Raw genomic sequence first — 25,468 nt, 5'->3', positions numbered from 1 at the left:
TTCGGGCCGGCGCAGGCCGGCCCGAGTAGCGAGTACTAGGGTTTTTTGGCGGTCAGTACGGCGCGCAGGGGCGCCGGATAGCCTTCGACCGTTTTGCTGCGATCGTTCGGATCGAGGAATTCTGCCAGCGACTCGCTGGTCATCCAGTCGGTGCGGCGCTGCTCCTCGAGGCTAGTGACGCACATATCGGCGATCTTCACGTCGACGAAGCCACACTTCTCCAGCCAGCATTTCAGCGCTTCGGCGGAAGGGATGAAATACACGTTGCGCATCTGCGCATAACGATCGCCCGGCACCAGCACCTGGTGGCGATCGCCTTCCACCACCAGCGTTTCCAGCACCAGTTCACCTTCAGCCACCAGCTGATTTTTCAGCTGATACAGATGATCAAGCGGCGAGCGGCGATGATACAGCACCCCCATCGAGAACACGGTGTCGAACGCCGCCAAATCTGGCAACTGCTCGATGCCGAGCGGCAGCAGGTGGGCGCGCTGATCGCCGCCCAACAGCTTGCGCACCGCTTCGAACTGGCATAGGAACAGCTGCATGGGATCGATGCCTACGGCGAAGTGGGCACCGGCGCCGATCATGCGCCACAGGTGATAACCACTGCCGCAGCCAACGTCGAGAATGGTGCGGCCGGCCAGCGGAGAAATGTGCGGCAGCACGCGATCCCACTTCCAGTCGGAATGCCATTCGGTATCGATATCGATGCCATACAGCGAGAACGGCCCTTTACGCCACGGCATCAGGGTGCGCAGCATTTTCTCGATGCCTTCGAGCTGGCCCGGCGACAGGCCGGGCTCCATTTCGGCGCGCACGCCGTGCAGCAGATCGAGGCGGGTTGGGGTCAGCGTCGGCAAATGTTCTACCGAGTTGAACCACTGTTTGAATTTGCCGTGCAGCGATTCGCGTTGCCAGGCGCTGAGCTGCGCGGGCAGGGTATCCAACCAATGGCTGAGGGGACTCTTGGCAATATGCTGATAGAAATCACCGAACTCGATCATTGCGCCTCTCCCGCTTTCAGGGCGATCAGCGAACCGAAGTTGAAGCACTGGAACCACACTTCGGCATGCTCGAACCCGGCCTGTTGCAGTCGCGCTTTGTGCGCTTCTACCGAGTCGGTGAGCATCACATTTTCCAGCATGCTGCGTTTTTGGCTGATCTCCAGCTCGCTGTACCCGTTAGCGCGTTTGAAATCGTGATGCATGTTGAACAGCAGTTCGCCGACTTCGGCGTCTTCAAAGCTGAATTTCTCCGACAGCACCAGTGCGCCGCCTGGGCGCAGGCCGCGATAGATTTTCTCCAGCAGACGCAGGCGATCGGCCGGCTCGAGGAACTGCAGCGTAAAGTTCAGCACCACCATCGAGGCGTTTTTGATGTCGATGTCGCGAATGTCGGCTTCGATGATGTCGACCGGCGTGTCGGCGCGGAAGGCGTCGATATGGCGGCGGCAACGTTCCACCATCGCCGGCGAATTGTCGACGGCGATGATAGTGCAGCCAGGCACCTTGATATTCCGCCGCATCGACAGCGTCGCCGCGCCCAGCGAGCAGCCCAAGTCATACACCCGGCTGTCGGGTTGCACAAAGCGTTCGGCTAGCATACCGATCATCGAGATGATGTTGGAATAGCCGGGAACGGAGCGTTGGATCATGTCGGGAAACACTTCGGCGACGCGTTCGTCGAAGGTCCAGTCGCCCAGTTTGGCGATGGGGGCGGAGAAAAGGGTATCGCGGTTTGGCATAGCGGCAAATCAGTTCAGAATTCGAAGCTGCGTAGTCTAACAGAAAAGCGTAAAAAAGCGGAGCGGAAGCAGGCGGCGCGGCCGCCTGATGATAAAACGGGATCAATGCAGGCTGAAAATTAGATCCCAGGGCAGATAGAAGATATTTGCCAGAACCATCAACAACAAAGAGATATAGGTCGCGGCCATGCCTGAACGACGCCAGCGAACCTCGCGGTTGCGCAAACCGTAGTAATGCACCAGTCGCCCGGCCATCAGCATCAGGCCGCAAAGGTGAATCATCCAGATTTCCGCGCCGTTCATCTCCATGATCACCAGCAATACGGCAGCGATAGGAATGTATTCAACGGCGTTGCCATGCACGCGGATGGCGGTCTGCAATTCGTAAAAACCGCCGTCGCCGTAGGCTACGCGGTACTGCATCCTTAATCTGACTACGTCATAAGAGAGTTTGATCAACAACAATGCGCCGAGCACTACATAAAGCGCGCTTACCATTTTTAACTCCGTTCCCTAACCAAAACTGGCAGCCAGCATCATAGCCGTCATTGTATTCACTGTCGCGGGGAAATATTTGATGTTATTGGTCAGATTAATAGGTCAAAACAGTGCATCTTGCTCTGGCCAGTCCGGCGGCGCAGGCAAATCGGGGATCGCCCGGCGCAGCTGCTGCCAAATTTTTTGCGCTTGCTGGGGTGAATCGCCGTTGTCCGGCGTATGAATAAACAGATACGGTTGATGTTGTTGCTGCCACAGTGGCAGTTTTTGCTGCCAGGCTTCGAACCAGCGCAGGTTGTCGGCCAATTGGTCGCCGCCGATAAAGCGCACCAGCGGTTGGTCGGCGGTGACCAGAGCGTGCACCGGCAGCTTCGGTTTTTTCTGCTGGGCATCGCGCACGGCGGCGGTATGGGGGGCGGCGTGATGCACCGGGCGGCTGTCGAGGATCACCCGATTGATGCCGCGCTGATGCAGCCCCTGATTCAACGCGCGCTCTTCCTCGCCTTTGGCGAAAAATGCCGGATGACGCACTTCGACGCCGTAGGTGAATTCCTGCGGCAGGCTTTCGAAGAACTGCCACATGCGCGGCAGCTCGTCGGGGCCGAAGGCGGCGGGCAACTGCAGCCACAATTGCCCGATGCGTTGATGCACCGGGCTCAGGCAGTGGTAAAACGCCTGCAGCTCGGCGGCGCAGTTGCGTAGGGCGGCCTTGTGGCTGATGTCCGACGGGAATTTGAAGCAGAAGCGAAAATCGTCGCCGGTCATGTCGCGCCAGCGCTGCACGATGTCCAGCTTCGGCAGCGCGTAGAAGGTGGTGTTGCCTTCCACGCAGTTGAAGTAGCGGCTGTAATCCGCCAAGTCACGCAGCCCGATACGATTCCAGGCTGAATGTTGCCACTGGGGCAGTCCGATGTAGATCACGGCGTCGTCTTCCTTTACTTATCCTTGGCTTATCAGGCTACAACTTAACGTTACCGGTCGAGCGCGGCAAGAATTTCGCCGGTGTCGCGCACTCGCGCCAAACGCGGGAAGATGTGTTCGAACGCGAAACGGTGCATTTCCGCGTTCTGCGCGCTGCAGACGTCTTCGGCGATCACCAGCTCATAGCCGTGTTCCCAGGCGGCGCGGGCGGTGGATTCCACGCCGATATTGGTGGAAATACCGCCCAGCACCACAGACTTGATGCCGCGACGGCGCAGCTGCAAGTCCAGATCGGTGCCGTAGAAGGCGCCCCATTGGCGCTTGGTGATCAGAATATCGCTGTCGCAGACCGCCAGCGGCGCGGGGAACTCCCACCAGCTGGCCGGCAAACCGCCGGCGGGCGCGGGAGTCGGTTTATCCACCGGTTGTTTCAGCGCTTCGGCGAAGGAGTCTGACCAACCGACGCGCACCAACAGCACCGGCGCGCCTAGCAGACGAAAACGCGCGGCCAGCAGGGCGGCGTTCGCCACCACCTGCTCGGCGCCGTGCGGGCCGCCGGCGTAGGGCAGAATGCCATTTTGCAAATCGATCAGCACCAGAGCGGTGGTTTGGGCGTCAAGTTTCAGCATGGATTTCATCTCGTTGCGAAGTGGATAAAAACTGTTCGGCGCGTCGGGCGAGCTGCGTTCGGCGCAAAACCGGGGGAGAATCAGGCTACGTGAAAAAACTGTCGCAGGTTAATGGGAAATTTGTTAACCGATGTGTTGATTCGAGCAAAAACGCGCCATTTAGTGCAGTAACAATGCTGTGTTCGCACTTATCGGGCGGATGAATTTCCTTTATAATGACTCCCTTTTTTCAACACTCTTTAATCCAACGACCTATGCCGATTTATGAATATGCATGTGGTGCTTGCAACCATCGGTTAGAGAAATTGCAAAAATTTTCCGATGCGCCGCTGGCAGACTGCCCGGCGTGTGGGCAGCCCGCGTTGACCAAGTTGATTTCATCCTCCGGCTTCCAGCTTAAGGGCACCGGGTGGTATGCGACGGATTTTAAACCGGGTAACAAGTAGAATTTATCAGATAACAGCCGCGCGACAGGGGCGCAGTAGCCCGGCGCGGCATCGGCTGTGTAAAAGGATAGCGTATGCGTACTGAATATTGCGGACAGTTGAATCTGTCCCACGTGGGCCAGGAAGTCACTCTGTGTGGTTGGGTCAATCGTCGTCGCGATCTCGGCGGCCTGATCTTTATTGATATGCGCGACCGCGAAGGCATCGTGCAGGTGTTCTTCGATCCGGACGAGAAAGTGGCGTTCGACAAGGCCTACGACCTGCGCAATGAGTTCTGCATCCAGATCGTCGGCACCGTGCGTGCGCGTCCGGACAGCCAGATCAATAAAGATATGGCCACCGGCGAAGTGGAAGTGTTTGCCCACGCGCTGGAGATCATCAACCGCTCCGAGCCGCTGCCGCTGGACTCCAACCAGGTCAACAGTGAAGAAGCGCGCCTGAAATACCGCTACCTGGATCTGCGCCGCCCGGAAATGGCTGAGCGTCTGAAGACCCGCGCCAAAATCACCAGCTTCGTACGCCGCTTCATGGACAGCCATGGCTTCCTCGATATCGAAACGCCGATGCTGACCAAGGCGACGCCGGAAGGCGCCCGCGATTACCTGGTGCCAAGCCGCGTGCACAAGGGCAAATTCTACGCGCTGCCGCAGTCTCCGCAGCTGTTCAAACAGCTGCTGATGATGTCCGGCTTCGATCGTTACTATCAGATCGTCAAATGCTTCCGTGACGAAGACCTACGTGCGGACCGTCAGCCTGAATTCACCCAGATCGACGTCGAAACCTCCTTCATGACCGCCGATCAGGTGCGTGAAGTGATGGAGAAACTGGCGCGCGAGCTGTGGCTGGATGTGAAGGGCGTGGATTTGGGCGATTTCCCGGTCATGACCTTCGCCGAAGCGATGCGTCGCTTTGGCTCCGACAAGCCGGACCTGCGTAACCCGCTGGAGCTGGTGGACGTGGCCGACCTGGTCAAAGACGTCGAGTTTAAAGTGTTCTCCGGCCCGGCTAACGACGCCAAAGGCCGCGTGGCGGCAATCCGCGTACCGGGCGGCGCACAGCTGACCCGCAAGCAGATCGACGAGTACGGCGCTTTCGTCAACATCTACGGCGCGAAAGGCCTGGCCTGGCTGAAGGTCAACGACCGCGCCGCCGGCATGGAAGGCGTGCAGAGCCCGATCGCCAAATTCCTCAGCGCGGAAGTGCTGGAAGCTGTCCTGGCGCGCACCAACGCGCAGACCGGCGACATCCTGTTCTTCGGCGCAGACAGTTTCAAGATTGTCACCGACGCGATGGGCGCGCTGCGCCTGAAGCTGGGTCGCGATCTGGGGCTGACCCAACTCGACAGCTGGGCGCCGCTGTGGGTGGTCGACTTCCCGATGTTCGAAGAAGACGAAGAGGGCGGCCTGGCGGCGATGCACCACCCGTTCACCTCGCCGCGCGACATGAGCCCGGAAGAGCTGGCGGCAGCGCCGGTCAACGCTATCGCCAACGCCTATGACATGGTGATCAACGGTTACGAAGTGGGCGGCGGTTCGGTGCGTATTCACCGCAGCGAAATGCAGCAGACGGTATTCAGCATTCTGGGCATTAACGAACATGAACAGCGCGAGAAGTTCGGCTTCCTGCTGGACGCGCTGAAGTACGGTACGCCGCCGCACGCCGGCCTGGCCTTCGGCCTGGATCGTCTGGTGATGCTGCTGACCGGCACCGACAACATCCGCGACGTGATCGCCTTCCCGAAAACCACCGCGGCGGCCTGTCTGATGACCGACGCACCGAGCTTCGCCAACCCGGCGTCGCTGCAGGAGCTGGCGATCAGCGTGGTAAAGAAAGCCGGTGCGGAACAAGAGAGCGAGTGATGAGTTATAAGCGCCCTGAATCTATCCTGGTAGTGATTTACGCGAAATCCAGTGGTCGGGTGCTGATGTTACAGCGGCGCGACGATACCGAGTTCTGGCAGTCGGTCACCGGCAGCCTGGAACAGGATGAGTCACCGCCGCATGCCGCGCGGCGTGAAGTCATGGAAGAAGTCGGCATCGATATCGAAGCAGAGCACCTGCCGTTGTTCGATTGCCAACGCTGCGTGGAGTTTGAACTCTTTGTCCATTTGCGACATCGCTATGCGCCGGGAACCACGCGCAATAAAGAGCACTGGTTCTGTCTGGCGTTGCCCGAGGAGCGCGATCCGGTGATTACCGAGCACCACGCTTACCAATGGCTTGAGGCGGCCGAAGCCGTGAAGTTGACCAAGTCATGGAGCAATCAGCAGGCGATTGAAGAGTTCGTGATCAATTCAGTCCAGTAGTTTTTTTCGGAGATTTTTTATGGCAGGTCATAGTAAGTGGGCCAACACAAAGCACCGTAAAGCGGCGCAGGACGCCAAGCGCGGTAAAATTTTCACCAAGATTATTCGTGAGCTGGTCACTGCCGCGAAGCTGGGCGGCGGCGATCCGGATTCCAACCCGCGTCTGCGCGCGGCGATGGACAAGGCGCTGTCGAACAACATGACGCGCGACACCATGAACCGTGCGATCGCGCGCGGCGTGGGCGGCGATGATGATACCAATATGGAAACCATCATCTATGAAGGTTACGGCCCTGGCGGCACCGCCGTCATGATCGAATGCCTGAGTGACAACCGCAACCGCACCGTGGCGGAAGTGCGTCACGCTTTCACCAAGTGTGGCGGCAACCTCGGCACCGACGGTTCCGTAGCTTATCTGTTCACTAAGAAGGGCGTGATCACTTACGCACCGGGCCTGGATGAAGACAGCGTGATGGAAGCGGCGCTGGAAGCCGGTGCGGAAGACATCGTGACCTATGACGATGGCGCCATCGACGTGTTCACCGCCTGGGAAAGCCTGGGCGCGGTGAAAGACGCGCTGACCGCGGCGGGCTTCGAGGCCGAAGCGGCGGAAGTGTCGATGATCCCATCGACCAAGGCCGACATGGACGCGGAGACCGCGCCTAAGCTGTTGCGTCTGATCGATATGCTGGAAGACTGCGACGACGTGCAGGAAGTTTACCATAACGGTGAAATCTCCGACGAAGTGGCGGCGACGCTGTAATCCGGTAAAACGGGCGCCGCCGTTCGGCGGCGCCGTGCAAGCAAGGTGGATGTAGATATGGCGATCATACTCGGTATCGATCCCGGTTCACGCGTCACCGGCTATGGCCTTATCCGCCAGCAGGGGCGTCAGTTGAGCTATATCGCCAGCGGCTGCATCCGCACGGTGGTGGACGACATGCCGACGCGGCTGAAGCTGATTTACGCCGGCGTCAGTGAGATCATCACCCAGTTTCAGCCCGACTTCTTCGCCATCGAACAGGTGTTTATGGCTAAGAATCCGGATTCGGCGCTCAAGCTCGGCCAGGCACGCGGCGTCGCGATCGTGGCGGCGGTGAATCAGAATCTGGAAGTGTTCGAGTATGCGGCGCGGCAGGTCAAACAGACCGTGGTCGGCACCGGTGCGGCCGAAAAGGCGCAGGTACAGCACATGGTGCGCTCGCTGCTCAAACTCTCGGCCAACCCGCAGGCGGACGCCGCCGATGCTCTGGCTATCGCCATCACCCACTGCCACCTCAGCCAGAACGTGCTGCGGATGAGCGAAGGGCGGTTGAACCTGGCGCGCGGGCGTTTGCGCTGACGCAAAGCGATGATTGCTCAGGCTGGATATTCATCCAGCCTTTTTTATGTTATAAGCTTTACCAGCAACGGCATGGCAGGGCGCCATGCCCGGTCATTCTGCAGGAGGGTAAATGATAGGTCGTCTCAGAGGAAATATTCTGGAAAAGCAGCCGCCGCTGGTGTTACTGGAGGCGAACGGCGTGGGCTACGAGGTACACATGCCGATGACCTGCTTTTACGAGCTGCCTGAACTGGGGCAAGAGGCCATCGTGTTTACCCACTTCGTGGTGCGTGAAGACGCGCAGCTGCTGTACGGTTTCAACGACAAGCAGGAGCGTGCGCTGTTCCGCGAGCTGATCAAGGTCAACGGCGTCGGGCCGAAGCTGGCGCTGGCGATCCTGTCAGGCATGTCCGCGCAGCAGTTCGTCAGCGCGGTGGAGCGTGAAGAGATCACCGCACTGGTCAAGCTGCCGGGCGTGGGCAAAAAAACCGCCGAGCGCCTGGTGGTAGAGATGAAAGACCGCTTCAAAGGGCTTAACGGCGACCTGTTCAACAGCAGCAGCGAGATCAGCCTGCCGTCCGCCGCCGACAACGCGCCGGAAGCGGACGCGGAAGCCGAAGCCGTTTCGGCGCTGGTGGCGCTGGGCTACAAGCCACAGGAAGCGAGTCGCATGGTCAGCAAAATTGCCAAACCGGGCGCCGACTGCGAGACCCTGATCCGCGACGCGTTGCGCGCTGCTTTGTAAGGCCGCTAAGAGGTAGATAATGATTGAAGCCGATCGCCTGATCTCCGCCGAACCGATCAACGAGGAAGAAGTCCTCGATCGCGCCATTCGTCCCAAGCTGTTGACTGAATACGTGGGTCAGCCGCACGTACGCGAGCAGATGGAGATCTTCATCCAGGCGGCCAAGCAGCGCGGCGACGCGCTCGACCACCTGCTGATCTTCGGCCCGCCGGGCCTGGGGAAAACCACCCTGGCCAACATCGTGGCCAACGAAATGGGCGTGAATCTGCGCACCACTTCCGGCCCGGTGCTGGAGAAGGCGGGCGATCTGGCGGCGATGCTGACCAACCTTGAACCGCATGACGTGTTGTTCATCGATGAGATTCACCGTCTATCACCGGTGGTGGAAGAAGTGCTGTATCCGGCGATGGAAGACTACCAGCTGGATATCATGATCGGCGAAGGGCCGGCGGCGCGTTCGATTAAGCTCGATCTGCCGCCGTTCACGTTGGTGGGCGCGACCACCCGCGCCGGTTCGCTGACCTCGCCGCTGCGCGATCGTTTCGGCATTGTCCAGCGGCTGGAGTTTTATCAGGTGGCGGATCTGCAGCATATCGTCTCACGCAGCGCCGGGTGCCTGGGGTTGGAGCTGTCCGACGAGGGCGCCCATGAGGTGGCCCGCCGCGCGCGCGGTACGCCGCGTATCGCCAACCGCCTGCTGCGCCGGGTGCGTGACTTCGCCGAAGTGCGCGCCAACGGCGTGATCAGCGGCGCAGTGGCGGCGCAGGCACTCGATATGCTCAACGTCGATGCCGAAGGCTTCGACTATATGGATCGCAAGCTGCTGCTGGCGATTATCGACAAGTTTACCGGCGGCCCGGTCGGGTTGGACAACCTGGCGGCGGCGATCGGCGAAGAGCGTGAAACCATCGAAGATGTGATCGAACCGTTCCTGATCCAGCAGGGCTTTATCCAGCGCACGCCGCGCGGCCGTTTGGCGACGCAGCATGCCTACCGGCATTTCGGCCTCGAACGCGAAGAGTAAATTTTTAATCCGCCAATAAGAAAGGGCCGCAGATGCGGCCCTTGTCATATCCCGGCTTTAATCAAGCCTGCTGTTTTTTGAACAGGCTCAGCGTGAACAGCACGGCGGCGCTCAGCACCACCGAAGGGCCGGCCGGCGTATCGTAAAATGCCGAGAAGGTCAGGCCGCCGGTGACGGCCACCATGCCGAGCAGCACTGCGACGCCCGCCATCTGCTCCGGCGTGCGTGCGAAGCGCCGAGCGGTGGCTGCCGGAATGATCAGCAGTGAGGTGATGATCAGCGCGCCGACGAATTTCATCGCCAGACCGATGGTCAAAGCGGTGACCAGCATCAACACGGTGCGTGCGCGCACCAGATTAACGCCGTCGACGTGCGCCAGCTCCGGGCTGATGGTCATCGACAGCAGATCGCGCCACTGCCACCACAGCACCAACAGCACCACGGCGACGCCGCCGGCAATCATCACGATATCGCTCAGCGTAACCGACAGTAGATCGCCGAACAGGTAGGCCATCAGATCGACCCGCACGTTAGACATCAACGCCACCACCACCAGTCCCAGCGACAGGGCGCTATGCGCCAGAATGCCGAGCAGGGTATCCACTGAAAGCTGCGGGCGACGTTCCAGCCAAACCAGGGCCAGAGCCAGCAGCAGCGTAATGGCGATCACCGCATAGAAGGGGTTGATGTCGAGCAGCAGACCAAAGGCGACGCCGAGCAGCGAGGCGTGCGCCAGGGTATCACCAAAGTAGGACATGCGGCGCCAGACCACGAAGGAACCCAGCGGCCCGGCGGCGCTAGCCAGCAACACGCCGGCCAGCCAGCCGGGAAGTAACAGTTCAATCATGCTTCGCGGCTCCCGGTTTTCTTCAAGACAATTCTTCCCTGCAGATCGTGGCGGTGGTTGTGATGGTGGCGATACACCGCCAGCTGCTCTGCGCCGCGGTTGCCGAACATGGCGATGAATTCGGGATGCATCGAGACCACCTCCGGCGCGCCGGAGCAGCAGATGTGCTGATTGAGGCACAACACCTCGTCGGTTTTCGCCATCACCAGATGCAGATCGTGCGAGACCATCAGCACGGCGCACCCCAGCTCCTTGCGCAGCTGATCGATCAGATCGTACAGCGCCAGCTGGCCGTTGACGTCTACCCCTTGCGTGGGTTCGTCCAGCACCAGCAGCTGCGGTTTATTCAGCAGCGCTCGCGCCAGCAGCACGCGCTGGTTTTCACCGCCGGAGAGCTTTTGCATCGGCTGGTCGAGCAGGTGGGCGGCGTGCACGCGTTTGAGCGCCGGCAGAATGTCGGCTTTCTTTACGCCAGGTTTAAGACGCATAAAGCGGCTGACGGTCAGTGGCAGGGTGGCGTCGAGGTGCAGCTTTTGCGGCACATAGCCGATGCGCAGATCGGGCTCACGCTCCAGCGTGCCGGCGGTCGGTTTGATCAATCCCAGCACCACGCGCACCAGCGTGGATTTGCCCGCGCCGTTCGGGCCAAGCAGCGTGAGAATACGGCCGGGTTGCAGGCTGAGGGAAATGTTCGACAGCACCTTGCGGCTGCCGAAGGCGACGGAGATATTTTTTAGCGTTATCAGTGTAGACATCTCGAGATTACAGGTTGCAGAACGAAGCGAATGTTATAATATCACGCCTTGTTGATGAAAACGATGGGATTACTGATGATGGCAAAGAAAAATAAATGGCTGCAGCGTACGCTGTTGGCCAGCGCATTGTTGATGGCCGGCCCGCTGAGCAGCGCTTCCGCGGCGGTGGTGACCACGATTCGTCCGCTGGGCTTTATCGCTTCGGCGATCGCCGACGGCGTGACGCCGACCGAGGTGTTGCTGCCGGACGGCGCTTCACCGCACGATTTTGCGCTGCGTCCTTCCGATATCCAGCGTTTGCGCTCTGCGGACCTGGTGCTATGGGTTGGGCCGGACATGGAAGCGTTCCTGAACAAGGCGCTGGTGCCTATCTCGGCAACCCGAAAGCTGGCTGTCAGCGAACTGCCGGCGGTGAAGCCGTTGCTGATGAAAGGCGAAGATGACGACGATCATGATCATGCAGGCGAAGCGCATAACCATGCCGATGACGATCATGGGCATCATCACGGCGAGTACAATATGCACGTTTGGCTGTCGCCGGAGATAGCAAAAGTGACCGCGATCGCGATTCACGACAGATTGTTGGAACTTATGCCGCAAAATAAGGACAAATTAGACGCAAACCTGCGCCAGTTCGAGAATCTGCTGACGCAAACTGACAAAAATGTTGGTAACATGCTTACGCCTGTGCAAGGTAAGGGTTATTTTGTTTTTCATGATGCTTACGGCTACTTTGAGAAACACTACGGTTTGAGTCCGCTGGGCCATTTCACCGTCAATCCCGAAATTCAGCCTGGAGCACAGCGCCTACACCAAATTCGAACACAGTTGGTTGAGCAGAAAGCGGTATGCGTTTTTGCTGAGCCACAATTCAGGCCGGCCGTAATCAATGCCGTCGCCAAGGGTACCAAAGTGCGTTCCGGAACGCTGGACCCGCTGGGCATCGGCATCGCGCTGGGGAAGGACAGCTACGGGAAATTCCTGACTCAGCTGTCAAACCAGTACGTGAGCTGCCTGAAGTAAAGCTTATGAGGATAATATCGAGTGCAGCAGATAGTCCGAACTATCGCTCTGGCGTATAACAACCTGCCACGGCCCCATCGCGTCATGCTGGGGTCGCTGACAGTCGTCACATTGGCCGTCGCTGTTTGGCGGCCTTTTGTTTACCACCCAGAACACAACCCCATCGCCAAGAGCGTCGAGTTAGAATCCAGCCAGATGCGGTCATTGCTCCCCGAAGCCAGTGAACCGATAGATGTCGACCAACCCACCCCCGATGACGAAATCCCGCAGGATGAGCTGGACCAGAAGGATGCCGGCGATGATGGCGTGCATGAATATGTGGTTTCCACCGGCGATACCCTCGGCAGCATTCTGACGCAGTACGGCATCGATATGTCGGATGTCACGCTGCTGGCTTCGCAAAACCGCGATCTGCGCAACCTTAAGATCGGCCAACAGCTGTCGTGGACCGTGAACGATGCGGGCGATTTGCAGCAGTTGACCTGGGAAGTTTCCCGCCGCGAAACCCGCACCTACGATCGCGTCGGCAACAGCTTCAAAGAGTCGAAAGAGGCGCAGCAGGGCGAATGGCGCAACAACGTGATCAGCGGCCGGGTTAACGGCAGCTTCGTCAGCAGCGCCGGCGACGCCGGGCTGAGCCGTAACGAAATCAACTCGGTGATCAAAGCCCTGCAGTGGCAGCTCGATTTCCGCAAGCTGCGCAAAGGCGACCAGTTCTCCGTGCTGATGTCGCGCGAGCATTTCGACGGTAAGAAATCGCAAAGCCAGCTGTTGGGCGTGCGTCTGCGCACCGGCGGCAAAGATTACTATGCGATCCGCGCCGAAGACGGCAAATTCTACGATCGCCAAGGCTCTGGCCTGGCGCGCGGCTTCATGCGTTTCCCGACCATGAAACAGTTCCGCATCTCCTCCAACTTCAACCCGCGCCGCGTGAACCCGGTGACTGGCCGCGTGGCGCCGCACAAGGGCGTCGATTTCGCCATGCCGGTCGGCACGCCGGTGCTGGCGGTCGGCGACGGTGAGGTGGTGATCGCCAAACGCAGCGGCGCAGCGGGCAACTATGTGGCGATCCGCCACGGTCGTCAGTACACCACGCGCTATATGCACCTGAAAAAACTGCTGGTGAAACCAGGCCAGAAGGTGAAACGCGGCGATCGCATTGCGCTCTCCGGCAACACCGGCCGTTCCACCGGGCCACACCTGCACTTTGAACTGTGGACCGGCCAACAGGCGGTGAACCCGCTGACGGCCAAACTGCCGCGTTCCGAAGGGCTGGGCGGCAAAGACCGCAGCGATTATCTGGCACAGGTGAAGGAAGTGGTTCCTCAGCTGCAGTTGGATTAACGTCCCCCTTTTTTCCGGCGCTCCGGCGCCGTTAATTTCATCGGCCTGATTGCGGGCCGATGCTGTTTTATCTGGGTGGTTCGCGGTTGTTAATTGCAAAATCGGTGATGGCAATTATGATTAGCCGAATCGCTAAGCGAAGAGCACGTGCATGCAAAACGAGAAGAAATCGAACGTAGAGTTCATCCCGCAGTTTCAAAAAGCCTTTTTATATCCGCGCTACTGGGGCGTGTGGTTGGGAACCGGTCTGATGGCCGGCATTTCGCTGGTGCCTGCGCGCCTGCGCGATCCGGTGCTGGGTGCGGTCGGCAAACTGGCCGGCAAGCTGGCGAAGGGCGCGCGCCGTCGTGCCCGCATCAACCTGCTGTATTGCTTGCCTGAGCTGCCTGAAAGCGAACGCGAGCACATTATCGACCAGATGTTCGCCTGCGCGCCGCAGTCGATGGTGCTGATGGCGGAACTGGCCTGCACCAAGCCCGAAAAAGTGCTAAAGCGCGTGCGTTGGCACGGTGAAGAGGTGCTGGACAAGATCCGGGCGGAAGGGCGTAACGTGATTTTCCTGGTGCCTCACGGCTGGGCGGTGGATGTGCCAGCGATGCTGATGGCTGCGCGCGGCCAACCGATGGCGGCGATGTTCCACAACCAGCGCAATCAGCTGATCGACTACCTGTGGAATGCCGTGCGTCGTAAATTCGGCGGCCGCATGCACGCGCGCAACGACGGCATCAAACCGTTTATCAGTTCGGTACGGCAGGGGTACTGGGGCTACTACCTGCCCGATCAGGATCACGGCGCCGAGCACAGTGAGTTCGTCGATTTCTTCGCGACCTATAAGGCGACGCTGCCGGCGGTAGGCCGGTTGATGAAAGTGTGTCGTGCGGCGATCGTGCCTTTGTTCCCGGTGTACGATGGCAAAACCAGCATGCTGGATATTTATATTCGCGAGCCCATGGACGATCTGGCCGAAGCCGATGACCCACGGATTGCGCGCCGCATGAATGAAGAAGTGGAAAACCTGGTGGGCCCGAACCCTGAGCAGTACACCTGGATCCTAAAACTGTTGAAGACGCGCAAGGAAGGGGAGATTGAGCCTTACTCGCGCGACGATCTGTATCGCTAATCCTTCCTAACGTTAACGCCGGTCGGGCTATAACCCGGCCGGTATCACTTCAGATGTGCACCATACAGCCGCGCGCCCGCAGGATGTCGATGACTTTAGGCGTGCGGGTGAAATCATTCCAGCGCAGATCCAGCTTGCGCAGCCGGCTCAGTTCGCCGAGGCTTTCCGGCAGCTCGCTTAGGCGGTTGGCGCGCAGATCCAGACTTCTCAGCGCCGTCAGCTCACCGATATTTTCCGGCAGGCGCGTCAGTTGATTGAAACGCAGGTTCAGCTCGCTCAATCGCGGCAGGCGGCAGAAGGCTGCCGGCAGTTCGGTGATAGCATTGTTGGCCGCATCGAGTATCTCCAACTCACCGAGCAGAGCCATTTCCGCCGGCAGCGTGGTCAGGGCATTTTTCATGATATGCAGTTCGCGCAGCGCGCGCAGCTGCCCGATTTCGGCGGGCAGGCTGCGGATGCGATTGTTGTATAAACGCAGCTCCTGCAACGCCGCCAGCCTCGGTATTGCCTGCGGCAAGGCGGTCAGTTGGTTATCGGTCGCGTTGAGATAGATGAGCTGCTGCAGCTGTGCCAGCGAATGGGGCAGGTCGCTAAAACCGTTATCGCTCAGATAGAGGTATTTCAGCCGGTGCAGTTGCCCCAACGCTTCAGGCAGTTCGCTCGCGCGATTGTGGCCAAAGTCGAACATCTCAAGCTGTTGCAACTGACCAATCTCCGGCGGCAGACGGTCGAGCTGATTGCAGGAGATATTCAGCACCTGCAGATTCTGGTGCCGGAAGATTGGGGTGGGGAAGACCGTCAGCTGATTGTCGTACAGGCTGACCTTGCGCAGTGCGCGGCCGGCAAGCTGCGATTCGTCGAGCTGCGTCAGGCTACGGCCGTCGAGATCGAGCTCATCAGCGCTCGCTGCGGGGTTGTGTTGGTGGAGCATGGCGTTCTCCGTCGTTTATGGCGATGTCAGCGCAAAAAAAATGCCGGCCTACGTGAGCCGGCCGGCATTTCGTCTGCGGCGTGAATTACTCGACGCGCAGGATACGGCTGGTATTGGTGGTACCGACGGTTTCCATCACGTCGCCCTGGGTGACGATCACCAGATCGCCGGAGACCAGGAAGCCTTTGTCACGCAGGCGATTGACGGCTTCATTGGCGGCGATCACGCCGTCTTTGTGGCTGTCGAAATATACCGGCGTCACGCCGCGATACAGCGCAGTCAGGTTCAGCGTGTGCTCATGACGCGACATGGCGAAGATCGGCAGGCCGGAGCTGATGCGTGACATCATCAGCGCGGTGCGGCCGGACTCAGTCATGGCGATCAGCGCGGTGACGCCTTTCAGGTGGTTGGCCGCATACATCGAAGACATGGCGATCGCCTCTTCGATATTGTCGAACTGCACGTCCAGACGGTGTTTGGAAACGTTGATGCTCGGGATCTTCTCGGCGCCCAGACAAACGCGCGCCATCGCCGCCACGGTTTCCGCCGGGTATTGGCCAGCAGCGGTTTCCGCCGACAACATGACGGCGTCGGTGCCGTCCAGCACGGCGTTGGCCACGTCCATGACTTCGGCGCGGGTCGGCATCGGGTTGGTGATCATCGACTCCATCATCTGGGTCGCGGTGATCACCGCGCGGTTCAGGGTGCGGGCGCGGCGGATCAGTTTCTTCTGAATGCCGACCAGTTCCGGATCGCCGATTTCGACGCCGAGGTCGCCACGGGCAACCATCACCACGTCGGAGGCCAGAATAATGTCGTCCATCGCTTCGTCGGTGCAAACCGCTTCGGCGCGCTCAACCTTGGACACGATCTTGGCGTTGCAGCCCGCATCGCGCGCCAGGCGGCGGGCATAGTTCAGGTCTTCACCGGTACGCGGGAAGGAGACCGCCAGATAGTCGACGCCAATCTTGGCGGCGGTCACGATGTCCGCCTTGTCTTTTTCGGTCAGCGCTTCGGCTGACAGGCCACCGCCTAGCTTGTTGATGCCCTTGTTGTTGGACAGCGGGCCGCCGACGGTCACTTCGGTAAACACTTTCATGCCCTGAACTTCGAGCACTTTTAACTGAACGCGGCCGTCGTCAAGCAGCAGGACATCGCCCGGCACGACGTCGGCAGGCAGGCCTTTATAGTCGATACCGACTTTTTCTTTATCGCCTTCGCCTTTTGACAGGTTGGCGTCCAGCAGGAATTTATCACCCACGTTGAGGAAGATTTTGCCTTCCTTGAAGGTGGATACGCGGATTTTCGGCCCTTGCAGATCGCCGAGGATAGCGACGTGACGTCCCAGTTTGGCCGCGATTTCGCGCACTTTGTCTGCGCGAGCCTGGTGATCTTCCGGGCTGCCGTGGGAGAAGTTAAGCCGAACTACGTTGGCACCGGCGGCAATGATCTTTTCCAGATTATTGTCGCGGTCTGTAGCCGGACCCAGGGTGGTAACGATTTTGGTTCTTCTGAGCCGTCTGGACATGTATTACTCCGTTGACTGGTGAAGCAAATATTGGTGTTGCGATAACGTCGGATAACGAAACCAGGCGTGAAATGTAATTTTACAACACTGATATTTCACCCGGGTTACCCGCATGAGCATGTTAACAGGGTACCGCCTCTGATGCCGTCATTCAAATGTCTGTTGAACGGCGATTTTTTTCTTCGTCGGGTCACGAATCAAAACTGTTGGGAATGACCACGCCTTTATCAAAGCGCGATTCTTTGAGCGCTTCTTTGACCCGCTTCAAGTTATCTCTGAATTTAGCCCCTCGGCGCAAGGTAAATCCGGTGGCAAGCACGTCAATGAGCGTTAATTGCGCGATCCGCGACACCATCGGCATGTAAACGTCGGTGTCTTCGGGCACATCGAGCAGCAACGCGAGGGTCGCCGCTTGGGCGAGCGGGGTGTCGCGCGAGGTGATAGCCAGTACCGTGGCGTCGTTCTCCCGCGCCAGGTGAGCCATCTCCACCAGATTTTTGGTGCGGCCGGTGTGTGAGATCAGCACCACCACGTCGCCCTCGCCGGAGTTCATGCAGCTCATGCGTTGCATGACGATGTCATCGAAGTAGACCACCGGAATGTTGAAGCGGAAAAATTTGTTCATCGCGTCGTGCGCCACCGCTGCGGAGGCACCCAGGCCGAAGAAAGAGATCTTTTTTGCCTGGGTAAGCAGGTCAACCGCACGATTGATTGCGGCAATATCCAAATTTGCCTTTACTGTATCCAGGCTGGCCATGACCGATTCGAAGATCTTGCTGGTATAGGAATCGACGCTGTCGTCTTCCTCAACGTTACGGTTTACGTAGGGCGTGCCGTTAGCCAGGCTTTGGGCGAGGTGCAGTTTGAAATCGGGAAAGCCTTTGGTATCAAGGCGGCGGCAAAAACGGTTGACGGTAGGTTCGCTGACGTCGGCCATGCGCGCCAGCGTGGCAATGCTGGAGTGAATGGCGGTCTGTGGGGAGGCCAGGATCACCTCGGCGACTTTCCTTTCAGATTTGCTCAGGCGTTCCAGATGGTTCTGGATTTTGTCCAGCGTATTCATATAACGAGAGTCACTCATGGTTTTATCCCTGTGGCTTTCAAGCAACAGCGCCGAATTTCGCCCGTGTTCGCCGTGCACGCAGACGCCAAACGAGCGGCTGTAACCTGGAATCGATAGGGTATGTCGATTTCAAACAAAGGAGAAATCAATGCCGGTTTAGTGAAAATATACTACGTGCTGGTAAACGTTGGCAGTCTCGACAGGGCGTATGCAGGCTTTTTTCACCAGAATATGACCTGTGTCTAACTTTCATAATGGTAACAGAGCGTCAAAAAAGACGAAAAATTACAGTTTTGCCCGCCTGTGCGGGCTCTGGCGCGCATTGGCGCTACCGCTGGAATCTTGAGGTCTTTTTTCCTGCTTCTGCACCGGGTTTGCTGGCCGTAGTCAAACAGAGTACATTAGTAATGTAAGAAAATTACAAATATCCTGCAACGAGGAGATGAACATGGCGGTAACCTCTACAGCCCAGGCGTGTGACCTGGTTATTTTCGGCGCGAAAGGTGATTTGGCGCGCCGTAAGCTGCTGCCTTCCCTGTACCAGTTAGAGAAAGCCGGACACATCCACCCGGATACGCGGATTATCGGCGTCGGCCGCGCGGAGTGGGATAAAAAAGCGTATACCGAAGTGGTCAAGGAAGCGCTTGGCACCTTCATGAAAGAAAAATTGGATGACGAACTCTGGGCCACGCTGAGCGCACGCCTGGACTTTTGCAACCTGGACGTCAACGACAGCAAGAACTTTACCAAACTGGGTAAAATGCTGGATCAGAAACACCGCACCACCATCAACTACTTCGCCATGCCGCCAAGCACCTTTGGCGCCATCTGCAAAGGGTTGGGCGAAGCCAAGCTGAACCATGAGCCGGCGCGCGTGGTGATGGAGAAACCGTTGGGCACCGATCTGGCGTCCTCCCGCGTGATCAACGATCAGGTGGCGGAGTTCTTCAACGAGTCCCAGGTCTACCGCATCGACCACTATCTCGGCAAAGAGACGGTGCTGAACCTGTTGGCGCTGCGTTTCGCCAACTCGCTGTTCGCATCCAACTGGGATAACCGCACCATCGATTCGGTGCAGATCACCGTGGCGGAAGAGGTGGGCATCGAAGGGCGCTGGGGTTACTTCGACCAGGCCGGCCAGATGCGCGACATGATCCAGAACCACCTGCTGCAGATCCTGACCATGATCGCCATGTCGCCGCCGGCGGACCTGACGACCGACCGTATCCGCGACGAGAAGGTGAAGGTACTGCGCTCGCTGCGCCGCATCGATCAGACCAATGTACGGGAAACCACCGTGCGCGGGCAGTACACCGCCGGTTTCGTCCAGGGCAAGAAAGTGCCGGGTTATCTGGAAGAGGAAGGCGCGAACAAAAGCAGCAGCACCGAAACCTTCGTCTCCATCCGCGTGGATATCGACAACTGGCAGTGGGCCGGGGTGCCGTTCTACCTGCGTACCGGTAAACGCCTGCCGACCAAATGTTCGGAAGTGGTGGTGTACTTCAAAAACCCGCCGCTTAACCTGTTCAGCGATTCGTACCAGCAGCTGCCGCAGAACAAGCTGACCATCCGTCTGCAACCGGACGAAGGCATCGAAATTCAGGTACTGAACAAGGTGCCGGGGCTGGATCACAAGCACCGTCTGCAGACCACCAAGCTGGACCTGAGCTTCTCGGAAACCTTCAACCAGGAGCACGTGGCGGACGCCTACGAGCGCCTGCTGCTGGAGACCATGCGAGGCATTCAGGCGCTGTTCGTGCGCCGCGATGAAGTGGAAGAGGCCTGGAAGTGGGTCGACTCCATCATGGATGCATGGAAAGCCGACAACGAGGCGCCTAAACCTTATCAGGCGGGCACCTGGGGGCCGGTGGCCTCGGTGGCAATGATCACCCGCGACGGCCGTTCCTGGAACGAGTTCGAATAATGCGCAATGCCGGCAGCCTGTCTGCCGGCTTTTTTTTGCCTGCGATCTGCGCGTGGGCCACATCACTTACGGTACGGCCGGACGTTCGCGCGCTTGCGCGGAGCCCTGTGGCAGGGGCGTGCCATTGTTAACCGCGAGTCATGGAGAAATAACGATGAAAAACTGGAAAACCAGCGCCGAGCAGATCCTGACGGCAGGGCCGGTGGTGCCTGTTATCGTGATCAACAAGCTGGAGCAGGCGGTGCCGCTGGCGAAAGCGTTGGTTGCCGGCGGCGTGCGGGTATTGGAGGTGACGCTGCGCACCGCCTGCGGGCTGGAGGCTATCCGCGCTATCGCCAAAGAGGTGCCGGAGGCGATCATCGGCGCCGGTACTGTGATCAATCCGCAGCAGCTGCGGGAGGTGACCGAGGCGGGGGCGCAGTTCGCCATCAGCCCGGGGCTGACCGACGCTTTGCTGCAGGCGGCGACGGCGGGGTCAATCCCGCTGATCCCGGGCATCAGCACCGTATCTGAACTGATGCTGGGCATGGATTACGGCCTGCGCGAATTCAAATTCTTCCCGGCGGAAGCCAACGGCGGCGTGAAGGCGCTGCAGGCGATCGGCGGCCCGTTCCCGCAGGTGCGTTTTTGCCCGACCGGCGGCATTACGCCGAACAATTACCGCGATTATCTGGCGCTAAAAAGCGTATTGTGCATCGGCGGCTCCTGGTTGGTGCCGGCCGATGCGCTCGAAAGCGGCGACTATGCGCGCATCACTGAACTGGCGCGCAGCGCGGTCAGCGGCGCCGCGTTGTAACCCGCGCCAGGCCTGGGGTTGGCGCTTATTTGCTCACCCGCGGATATCGCAAGGCTCAACGCTCCGTTGGGCCTTTTTTAATTTTTATCGCAATTAACTTTCTTATTTTTAACCCGTTTTTTTCTGCTTTTTTATGAAAACGGCAGTTTGCTTTCTAATTTTGGCTGTGGTAAAAATATCTCAGTTGAAAATTTTACTTTTATGAGGATATTGGGCAAATCGCACGGTGTGCGGCTGATAATAGAGAACTATTATGATGACTATTAACGGAACTACCCTCAGAACCTCTACGTGCCAACTCTTCCTGTCTGCGATCCTTGCCAGTGAGCATCACTGGTGCAGCGAGCTATAGCGTCTTTCTCCCTTAACCGGTGCTGGTAGCGGGCTTAGGCCTTCGCATTACCGTTCAGCCGGGCAAACATTCTTTTTGCGTTTGGGTCAGTTTATCCCCAGGGATCTCTGCGTCTTGCGCGCCGCATTGCGGCCGTCCGACGAGATAAATCGGGATAAATATGCCTTGGCGCGCGTTATTCGCCGTTTGGGAGAAAAATTATGATTTATTGGATCTTTTTAGGTTTGGCCATCATGACCGAAATCATCGGCACCTTGTCGATGAAATACGCTAGCGTCAATGGCGGCATGATCGGGCACATCGTGATGTACGTGATGATTACCGCGTCTTATGTATTGTTGTCGGTAGCGATAAAACGCGTGGCGCTGGGTGTGGCCTATGCGCTATGGGAAGGCATCGGCATTCTGTTCATCACCCTGTTCAGCGTGCTGTGGTTCGACGAACCGATCTCGGCGCTGAAGGTGTTGGGCTTGGCTACGCTGATCGCCGGCATCATGCTGGTGAAATCCGGTACCCGCAAAGAGCGAAAACAGGTCAGCCCGCGAGGTGACAACCATGCAACAGTTTGAGTTGTACCACATTGGGTTCCTGGGGCTGGCCATCGTACTGGAAATTATCGCCAACATCTTCCTGAAGATGTCGGACGGCTTCCGTAAAATTTGGCTGGGATTGCTGTCGCTGCTGTCGGTGCTCGGTGCGTTCAGCGCCCTGGCGCAGGCGGTTAAAGGTATCGATCTGTCGATCGCCTATGCGCTGTGGGGCGGTTTCGGTATCGCCGCCACCATCGCCGCAGGCTGGATCATGTTCGGCCAGCGGTTGAACGCCAAAGGCTGGATTGGCCTGGCGCTGTTGCTGACGGGGATGGTGATCCTTAAACTGTCTTGATAGCGGGCAATAAAAAACCGCAGGCGTCGCCGTCTGCGGTTTTTTTTTCGTCTGCGCTCAGGCTTACAGCGCGGCGATGATTTTGATTTCCACCTTGTACTTCGGATTCATCAGCTGCGCCTGCACCGTGCAGCGCACCGGCGCGCTGCCGGCGACCACCCAGGCGTCCCAGGCGGCGTTCATCGCGGCGAAGTCGGCGCTGTTGGCCAGGAAAATGGTGGCATCCAGAATACGGCTTTTGTCCGACCCTACGCGTTCCAGCAGCACGTCGATGGCGGCGAGGGCGTTGGCGGTCTGCGCGGTCGCGTCGTCGTCCAGGTTCTCCGGCACGCTGGTGTAGTAAACGGTCTCGTTGTGCACTACGGCTTCGGACCAGCGCTGATCGGGATCAATTCTTTCGATATTCATTTGCTTATCTCCATATCATAGTCGCGCTAAGGGTAGCACAGCCGGTGATAAAAAAGCGCGGCGATAAAGTGGGTGGTAGCCGGGCGGCAGGCTTGGCATAATCACCGTTGAATGACACCGGCAGAGAGACAGCGTGACAGACGATTTTGCAACAGACGGCGCATTGGCGCAGGCTATCAAGGGATTTAAACCGCGTGAGCCGCAGCGGCAGATGGCGCAAGCCGTTACCGAAGCGATCAATTTCAAGCAGGAACTGGTGGTGGAAGCCGGCACCGGCACCGGCAAAACCTTCGCTTATCTGGCGCCGGCGCTGCGTGCCGATCGCAAAGTGATCATCTCCACCGGTTCGAAAGCGCTGCAGGATCAGCTGTATGCGCGCGATCTGCCCACCGTCGCCAAGGCGTTGAAGTACAAAGGCAAGCTGGCGCTGCTCAAAGGGCGCTCCAATTACCTGTGTCTGGAGCGGCTGGAGCAGCAGTCGATGGCCGGCGGCGAGCTGGCGGGGCAGACGCTGATCGATCTGGTGCAGCTGCGCAAGTGGTCGTCGCAGACCAAAGAGGGTGATATCAGCACCTGTAGCGAAGTGGCGGAAGACAGCTTCGTCTGGCCATTGGTGACCAGCACCAATGACAACTGTCTGGGCAGCGACTGCCCGCTGTATCAGGATTGCTTCGTGGTCAAGGCGCGCCGCCGCGCGATGGATGCAGATGTGGTGGTGGTAAACCATCACCTGTTCCTGGCGGATATGGTGGTGAAAGAGGGCGGTTTCGCCGAGCTGATCCCAGAAGCCGAGGTGATGATTTTCGACGAGGCGCACCAAATCCCCGACATCGCCAGCCAGTATTTCGGCCAGCAGCTCACCAGCCGCCAGCTGCTGGATCTGGCGAAGGACATCACCATCGCCTACCGCACCGAGGTGCGCGATGCGGCTCAGCTGCAAAAGAGCGCCGATCGTCTCAGCCTGAGCACGCAAGATTTCCGTCTGAATCTGGGAGAACCGGGGTTCCGCGGTAATCTGCGTGACGTGCTCGGCGAACCCAACGTGCAGCGTGCTCTGTTGCTGCTCGATGACGCGCTGGAGCTGTGTTATGACGTGATGAAGCTGTCGCTGGGGCGTTCGGCGCTGCTGGACGCCGCCTTTGAGCGCGCCACGCTGTACCGCGCGCGTCTCAAACGCCTCAAGGCGGTAACGGAACCGGGCTACAGCTATTGGTATGAGTGCAATTCGCGCCACTTCGTGCTGGCGCTGACGCCGCTGACGGTAGCCGACCGTTTCCGCGAAATGCTGGACGAGAAGCCAGGCAGCTGGATCTTTACCTCGGCCACGCTGTCGGTCAACGATCAGTTGGGCCACTTCACCGAACGGCTGGGGCTGACCAAGGCCAAAACGCTGCTGTTGCCGAGCCCGTTCGACTATGCCAAACAGGCGTTGCTGTGCGTGCCGCGCTTTTTGCCTTCGCCGAATCAGCCCGGTGGGGCGCGCCAGCTGGCGCGCATGCTGCGCCCATTAATCGAAGCCAACAACGGCCGCTGCTTCTTCTTGTGCACATCGCACCAGATGATGCGCGAGCTGGCGGAAGAGTTCCGCGCCACGATGACGCTGCCGGTCTTATTGCAAGGGGAAACCAGCAAAGGGCAGCTGTTGGCGCAGTTCGTCGCCGCCGGTAACGCGCTGTTGGTGGCGACCAGCAGCTTCTGGGAAGGGGTGGACGTGCGTGGCGATGCGCTGTCGTGTGTCATCATCGATAAGCTGCCGTTTACTTCACCGGACGATCCGCTGCTGAAGGCGCGCATTGAAGATTGCCGCCTGCGCGGCGGCGATCCGTTCAATGACGTACAGTTACCGGATGCGGTCATCACCCTGAAACAGGGGGTGGGCCGTTTGATCCGCGATACCGACGACCGTGGCGTGCTGGTGATTTGCGATAACCGTCTGGTGATGCGCCCTTATGGCGAGGTGTTCCTCAATAGCCTGCCGCCTACGCCGCGTACCCGCGATCTGAAACAGGCCATCGCCTTCCTGCAGGCCGCCGATACGTCGGCCACGTGAAAGATGAAGGGCTTACGGGGCTGTGCTACAATGCGCGCCCTGTATGAAAAACCCAGTTTTATTCCCGCCAGAGGTTGGCATGTCCACGCGAATTTTAGCGATCGATACCGCGACGGAAGCCTGTTCCGTCGCCGTCTGGAATCAAGGCGAAATCCACGCCCTGTTTGAGCTGTGCCCACGCGAGCATACGCAACGAATTTTACCTATGGTGCAGCAGGTGCTGGCGGAATCCGGTCTGGCGCTCAACCAGCTCGATGCGCTGGCCTTCGGCCGCGGCCCCGGCAGTTTTACCGGGGTGCGCATCGGCATCGGCATCGCTCAGGGCCTGGCGCTGGGCGCCGATTTGCCGATGATTGGCATTTCCACGCTGCAAACCATGGCGCAGGGCGCCTGGCGCGTCAGCGGCGCGGCGCGCGTGCTGGCAGCGATCGATGCGCGCATGGGGGAAGTCTACTGGGGGCAGTTCGAACGCCAAGTGGACGGCAGCTGGTTGGAAAGCGAAGGCGAGGCGGTGCTGTCGCCGGCGCAGGCGCTCGAGCGTGCACAGCGTCTGCAGGGCGAATGGGCCCACGTCGGCACCGGCTGGCAAACCTATCCCGACCTGGTCAACGGTTCTACGCTGAGCGTGCGTGACGGCCAAATGCTGCTGCCGCAGGCGCAAGACATGCTGCCGCTGGCGCTGCACGCCTGGCAACAGGGGTTGGCGGTGGCGGTGGAAAACGCCGAGCCGACCTATCTTCGCAATGAAGTCACCTGGAAAAAACTGCCGGGCCGCGAGTAATCGCGGCGTATTGTGCTGTTGT

Annotated in this window: 27 protein-coding genes; 16 read left to right on the top strand and 11 right to left on the bottom strand. The window is 59.0% G+C overall.

The features are described 5' to 3' along the window. Positions 1–35: 35 nt before the first annotated feature. The 5 genes from cmoB to FOT55_RS19290 all read right to left on the bottom strand — a co-directional run bounded on the left by cmoB (position 36) and on the right by FOT55_RS19290 (position 3,795). Positions 36–1,007: a tRNA 5-methoxyuridine(34)/uridine 5-oxyacetic acid(34) synthase CmoB gene (cmoB, locus tag FOT55_RS19310; protein ID WP_025303131.1), complete on the bottom strand. Its 972-nt coding sequence runs from the start codon at positions 1,005–1,007 to the stop codon at positions 36–38. After that, complete coding sequence (cmoA, locus tag FOT55_RS19305) at positions 1,004–1,747, bottom strand: carboxy-S-adenosyl-L-methionine synthase CmoA (protein ID WP_147823891.1); 744 nt, start codon at positions 1,745–1,747, stop codon at positions 1,004–1,006. The genes cmoB and cmoA overlap by 4 nt, the downstream gene beginning before the upstream one ends. 102 nt (positions 1,748–1,849) lie before the next feature. Then, a complete protein-coding gene (locus tag FOT55_RS19300; RefSeq protein ID WP_004932387.1) occupies positions 1,850–2,245 on the bottom strand; it encodes an MAPEG family protein in 396 nt (131 codons plus the stop codon). A 102-nt stretch (positions 2,246–2,347) separates the two neighbouring features. Next, a complete protein-coding gene (locus FOT55_RS19295; protein WP_089180536.1) occupies positions 2,348–3,163 on the bottom strand; it encodes a DUF72 domain-containing protein in 816 nt (271 codons plus the stop codon). 53 nt (positions 3,164–3,216) lie between these two features. Continuing rightward, on the bottom strand, positions 3,217–3,795 hold the full coding sequence (locus tag FOT55_RS19290; protein ID WP_147823890.1) for a hydrolase: 579 nt from the start codon (positions 3,793–3,795) through the stop codon (positions 3,217–3,219). A 215-nt stretch (positions 3,796–4,010) separates the two neighbouring features. Here FOT55_RS19290 and FOT55_RS19285 point away from each other — a divergent pair, with 215 nt between their 5' ends. From FOT55_RS19285 to ruvB, 7 genes are all read left to right on the top strand, one after another. Then, a complete protein-coding gene (locus FOT55_RS19285) occupies positions 4,011–4,241 on the top strand; it encodes an FmdB family zinc ribbon protein (protein ID WP_320204121.1) in 231 nt (76 codons plus the stop codon). 74 nt (positions 4,242–4,315) lie between these two features. After that, entirely contained in the window at positions 4,316–6,100 is a 1,785-nt protein-coding gene (gene aspS, locus FOT55_RS19280) for an aspartate--tRNA ligase (RefSeq protein WP_025303127.1), read from the top strand. Beyond that, the gene (gene nudB / locus FOT55_RS19275; protein ID WP_004932373.1) at positions 6,100–6,546 is read left to right on the top strand and encodes a dihydroneopterin triphosphate diphosphatase; all 447 of its coding nucleotides are present in this window, start codon (positions 6,100–6,102) and stop codon (positions 6,544–6,546) included. Before aspS ends, nudB begins: the two co-directional genes overlap by 1 nt. A 19-nt stretch (positions 6,547–6,565) precedes the next feature. Next, positions 6,566–7,309, top strand: a complete 744-nt coding sequence (locus tag FOT55_RS19270) for a YebC/PmpR family DNA-binding transcriptional regulator (protein WP_004932370.1) — start codon at positions 6,566–6,568, stop codon at positions 7,307–7,309. 57 nt (positions 7,310–7,366) lie between these two features. Then, entirely contained in the window at positions 7,367–7,888 is a 522-nt protein-coding gene (ruvC, locus tag FOT55_RS19265; RefSeq protein ID WP_004932367.1) for a crossover junction endodeoxyribonuclease RuvC, read from the top strand. A gap of 112 nt (positions 7,889–8,000) precedes the next feature. Continuing rightward, entirely contained in the window at positions 8,001–8,615 is a 615-nt protein-coding gene (ruvA, locus tag FOT55_RS19260) for a Holliday junction branch migration protein RuvA (RefSeq protein ID WP_025303126.1), read from the top strand. Between the two features lie 19 nt (positions 8,616–8,634). Beyond that, complete coding sequence (gene ruvB / locus FOT55_RS19255) at positions 8,635–9,639, top strand: Holliday junction branch migration DNA helicase RuvB (RefSeq protein WP_049209179.1); 1,005 nt, start codon at positions 8,635–8,637, stop codon at positions 9,637–9,639. Positions 9,640–9,700: 61 nt separating this feature from the next. Here ruvB and znuB read toward each other — a convergent pair whose 3' ends face one another. Beyond that, positions 9,701–10,486, bottom strand: coding sequence for a zinc ABC transporter permease subunit ZnuB (gene znuB / locus FOT55_RS19250; RefSeq protein ID WP_025303124.1), 786 nt, complete (start codon positions 10,484–10,486; stop codon positions 9,701–9,703). Then, entirely contained in the window at positions 10,483–11,241 is a 759-nt protein-coding gene (znuC, locus tag FOT55_RS19245) for a zinc ABC transporter ATP-binding protein ZnuC (protein WP_089180995.1), read from the bottom strand. The genes znuB and znuC overlap by 4 nt, the downstream gene beginning before the upstream one ends. A 78-nt stretch (positions 11,242–11,319) precedes the next feature. Here znuC and znuA point away from each other — a divergent pair, with 78 nt between their 5' ends. The 3 genes from znuA to lpxM all read left to right on the top strand — a co-directional run bounded on the left by znuA (position 11,320) and on the right by lpxM (position 14,728). After that, on the top strand, positions 11,320–12,264 hold the full coding sequence (gene znuA / locus FOT55_RS19240) for a zinc ABC transporter substrate-binding protein ZnuA (RefSeq protein ID WP_025303123.1): 945 nt from the start codon (positions 11,320–11,322) through the stop codon (positions 12,262–12,264). A gap of 21 nt (positions 12,265–12,285) precedes the next feature. Next, the gene (mepM, locus tag FOT55_RS19235) at positions 12,286–13,608 is read left to right on the top strand and encodes a murein DD-endopeptidase MepM (RefSeq protein WP_004932347.1); all 1,323 of its coding nucleotides are present in this window, start codon (positions 12,286–12,288) and stop codon (positions 13,606–13,608) included. A 151-nt stretch (positions 13,609–13,759) separates the two neighbouring features. Then, on the top strand, positions 13,760–14,728 hold the full coding sequence (gene lpxM, locus FOT55_RS19230; RefSeq protein ID WP_015378127.1) for a lauroyl-Kdo(2)-lipid IV(A) myristoyltransferase: 969 nt from the start codon (positions 13,760–13,762) through the stop codon (positions 14,726–14,728). 49 nt (positions 14,729–14,777) lie between these two features. On the opposite strand, the gene FOT55_RS19225 is transcribed toward lpxM, so the two are convergent. From FOT55_RS19225 to FOT55_RS19215, 3 genes are all read right to left on the bottom strand, one after another. Further along, positions 14,778–15,659: a leucine-rich repeat domain-containing protein gene (locus FOT55_RS19225; RefSeq protein ID WP_147823889.1), complete on the bottom strand. Its 882-nt coding sequence runs from the start codon at positions 15,657–15,659 to the stop codon at positions 14,778–14,780. A gap of 85 nt (positions 15,660–15,744) precedes the next feature. Further along, positions 15,745–17,187 (bottom strand): pyruvate kinase, encoded by a 1,443-nt coding sequence (gene pyk, locus FOT55_RS19220; protein WP_004932339.1) that lies wholly within the window; start codon positions 17,185–17,187, stop codon positions 15,745–15,747. A gap of 190 nt (positions 17,188–17,377) precedes the next feature. Beyond that, complete coding sequence (locus FOT55_RS19215) at positions 17,378–18,250, bottom strand: MurR/RpiR family transcriptional regulator (RefSeq protein ID WP_025303120.1); 873 nt, start codon at positions 18,248–18,250, stop codon at positions 17,378–17,380. 448 nt (positions 18,251–18,698) lie between these two features. Here FOT55_RS19215 and zwf point away from each other — a divergent pair, with 448 nt between their 5' ends. The 4 genes from zwf to mdtI all read left to right on the top strand — a co-directional run bounded on the left by zwf (position 18,699) and on the right by mdtI (position 22,207). Further along, positions 18,699–20,174 carry a glucose-6-phosphate dehydrogenase gene (zwf, locus tag FOT55_RS19210; RefSeq protein WP_033643346.1) on the top strand — a complete coding sequence of 492 codons (1,476 nt, stop codon included), beginning with the start codon at positions 18,699–18,701 and terminating at the stop codon, positions 20,172–20,174. Positions 20,175–20,328: 154 nt separating this feature from the next. After that, positions 20,329–20,970, top strand: coding sequence for a bifunctional 4-hydroxy-2-oxoglutarate aldolase/2-dehydro-3-deoxy-phosphogluconate aldolase (locus FOT55_RS19205; protein ID WP_025303119.1), 642 nt, complete (start codon positions 20,329–20,331; stop codon positions 20,968–20,970). 552 nt (positions 20,971–21,522) lie between these two features. Continuing rightward, positions 21,523–21,891: a multidrug/spermidine efflux SMR transporter subunit MdtJ gene (mdtJ, locus tag FOT55_RS19200; RefSeq protein ID WP_025303118.1), complete on the top strand. Its 369-nt coding sequence runs from the start codon at positions 21,523–21,525 to the stop codon at positions 21,889–21,891. Then, positions 21,878–22,207 (top strand): multidrug/spermidine efflux SMR transporter subunit MdtI, encoded by a 330-nt coding sequence (gene mdtI / locus FOT55_RS19195; protein ID WP_016927446.1) that lies wholly within the window; start codon positions 21,878–21,880, stop codon positions 22,205–22,207. Before mdtJ ends, mdtI begins: the two co-directional genes overlap by 14 nt. Positions 22,208–22,270: 63 nt before the next feature. Here mdtI and FOT55_RS19190 read toward each other — a convergent pair whose 3' ends face one another. Continuing rightward, a complete protein-coding gene (locus FOT55_RS19190) occupies positions 22,271–22,615 on the bottom strand; it encodes a RidA family protein (protein WP_025303117.1) in 345 nt (114 codons plus the stop codon). A 133-nt stretch (positions 22,616–22,748) separates the two neighbouring features. Here FOT55_RS19190 and FOT55_RS19185 point away from each other — a divergent pair, with 133 nt between their 5' ends. Together FOT55_RS19185 and tsaB are read left to right on the top strand one after the other, a co-directional pair. After that, positions 22,749–24,665: an ATP-dependent DNA helicase gene (locus FOT55_RS19185; protein ID WP_004932318.1), complete on the top strand. Its 1,917-nt coding sequence runs from the start codon at positions 22,749–22,751 to the stop codon at positions 24,663–24,665. A 79-nt stretch (positions 24,666–24,744) separates the two neighbouring features. Then, positions 24,745–25,446 (top strand): tRNA (adenosine(37)-N6)-threonylcarbamoyltransferase complex dimerization subunit type 1 TsaB, encoded by a 702-nt coding sequence (gene tsaB, locus FOT55_RS19180; protein WP_025303116.1) that lies wholly within the window; start codon positions 24,745–24,747, stop codon positions 25,444–25,446. Positions 25,447–25,468: the final 22 nt, after the last annotated feature.

Source organism: Serratia bockelmannii (genome assembly GCF_008011855.1).
Lineage (GTDB): Bacteria > Pseudomonadota > Gammaproteobacteria > Enterobacterales > Enterobacteriaceae > Serratia > Serratia bockelmannii.
This window is presented reverse-complemented; position numbering and strand designations above follow the sequence as displayed.

Excerpts from the sequence above, each read along its gene's own strand:
- znuA (WP_025303123.1), top strand. The coding sequence starts at position 11,320 with ATGGCAAAGAAAAATAAATGGCTGCAGCGTACGCTGTTGGCCAGCGCA.
- ruvB (WP_049209179.1), top strand. The coding sequence starts at position 8,635 with ATGATTGAAGCCGATCGCCTGATCTCCGCCGAACCGATCAACGAGGAA.
- FOT55_RS19270 (WP_004932370.1), top strand. The coding sequence starts at position 6,566 with ATGGCAGGTCATAGTAAGTGGGCCAACACAAAGCACCGTAAAGCGGCG.
- ruvC (WP_004932367.1), top strand. The coding sequence starts at position 7,367 with ATGGCGATCATACTCGGTATCGATCCCGGTTCACGCGTCACCGGCTAT.
- nudB (WP_004932373.1), top strand. The coding sequence starts at position 6,100 with ATGAGTTATAAGCGCCCTGAATCTATCCTGGTAGTGATTTACGCGAAA.
- FOT55_RS19300 (WP_004932387.1), bottom strand. The coding sequence starts at position 2,245 with ATGGTAAGCGCGCTTTATGTAGTGCTCGGCGCATTGTTGTTGATCAAA.
- FOT55_RS19205 (WP_025303119.1), top strand. The coding sequence starts at position 20,329 with ATGAAAAACTGGAAAACCAGCGCCGAGCAGATCCTGACGGCAGGGCCG.
- FOT55_RS19215 (WP_025303120.1), bottom strand. The coding sequence starts at position 18,250 with ATGAATACGCTGGACAAAATCCAGAACCATCTGGAACGCCTGAGCAAA.
- lpxM (WP_015378127.1), top strand. The coding sequence starts at position 13,760 with ATGCAAAACGAGAAGAAATCGAACGTAGAGTTCATCCCGCAGTTTCAA.
- zwf (WP_033643346.1), top strand. The coding sequence starts at position 18,699 with ATGGCGGTAACCTCTACAGCCCAGGCGTGTGACCTGGTTATTTTCGGC.
- FOT55_RS19190 (WP_025303117.1), bottom strand. The coding sequence starts at position 22,615 with ATGAATATCGAAAGAATTGATCCCGATCAGCGCTGGTCCGAAGCCGTA.
- mdtJ (WP_025303118.1), top strand. The coding sequence starts at position 21,523 with ATGATTTATTGGATCTTTTTAGGTTTGGCCATCATGACCGAAATCATC.
- FOT55_RS19290 (WP_147823890.1), bottom strand. The coding sequence starts at position 3,795 with ATGCTGAAACTTGACGCCCAAACCACCGCTCTGGTGCTGATCGATTTG.
- tsaB (WP_025303116.1), top strand. The coding sequence starts at position 24,745 with ATGTCCACGCGAATTTTAGCGATCGATACCGCGACGGAAGCCTGTTCC.
- cmoB (WP_025303131.1), bottom strand. The coding sequence starts at position 1,007 with ATGATCGAGTTCGGTGATTTCTATCAGCATATTGCCAAGAGTCCCCTC.
- FOT55_RS19225 (WP_147823889.1), bottom strand. The coding sequence starts at position 15,659 with ATGCTCCACCAACACAACCCCGCAGCGAGCGCTGATGAGCTCGATCTC.
- znuB (WP_025303124.1), bottom strand. The coding sequence starts at position 10,486 with ATGATTGAACTGTTACTTCCCGGCTGGCTGGCCGGCGTGTTGCTGGCT.
- pyk (WP_004932339.1), bottom strand. The coding sequence starts at position 17,187 with ATGTCCAGACGGCTCAGAAGAACCAAAATCGTTACCACCCTGGGTCCG.
- cmoA (WP_147823891.1), bottom strand. The coding sequence starts at position 1,747 with ATGCCAAACCGCGATACCCTTTTCTCCGCCCCCATCGCCAAACTGGGC.
- ruvA (WP_025303126.1), top strand. The coding sequence starts at position 8,001 with ATGATAGGTCGTCTCAGAGGAAATATTCTGGAAAAGCAGCCGCCGCTG.
- aspS (WP_025303127.1), top strand. The coding sequence starts at position 4,316 with ATGCGTACTGAATATTGCGGACAGTTGAATCTGTCCCACGTGGGCCAG.
- znuC (WP_089180995.1), bottom strand. The coding sequence starts at position 11,241 with ATGTCTACACTGATAACGCTAAAAAATATCTCCGTCGCCTTCGGCAGC.
- FOT55_RS19285 (WP_320204121.1), top strand. The coding sequence starts at position 4,011 with ATGACTCCCTTTTTTCAACACTCTTTAATCCAACGACCTATGCCGATT.
- mdtI (WP_016927446.1), top strand. The coding sequence starts at position 21,878 with ATGCAACAGTTTGAGTTGTACCACATTGGGTTCCTGGGGCTGGCCATC.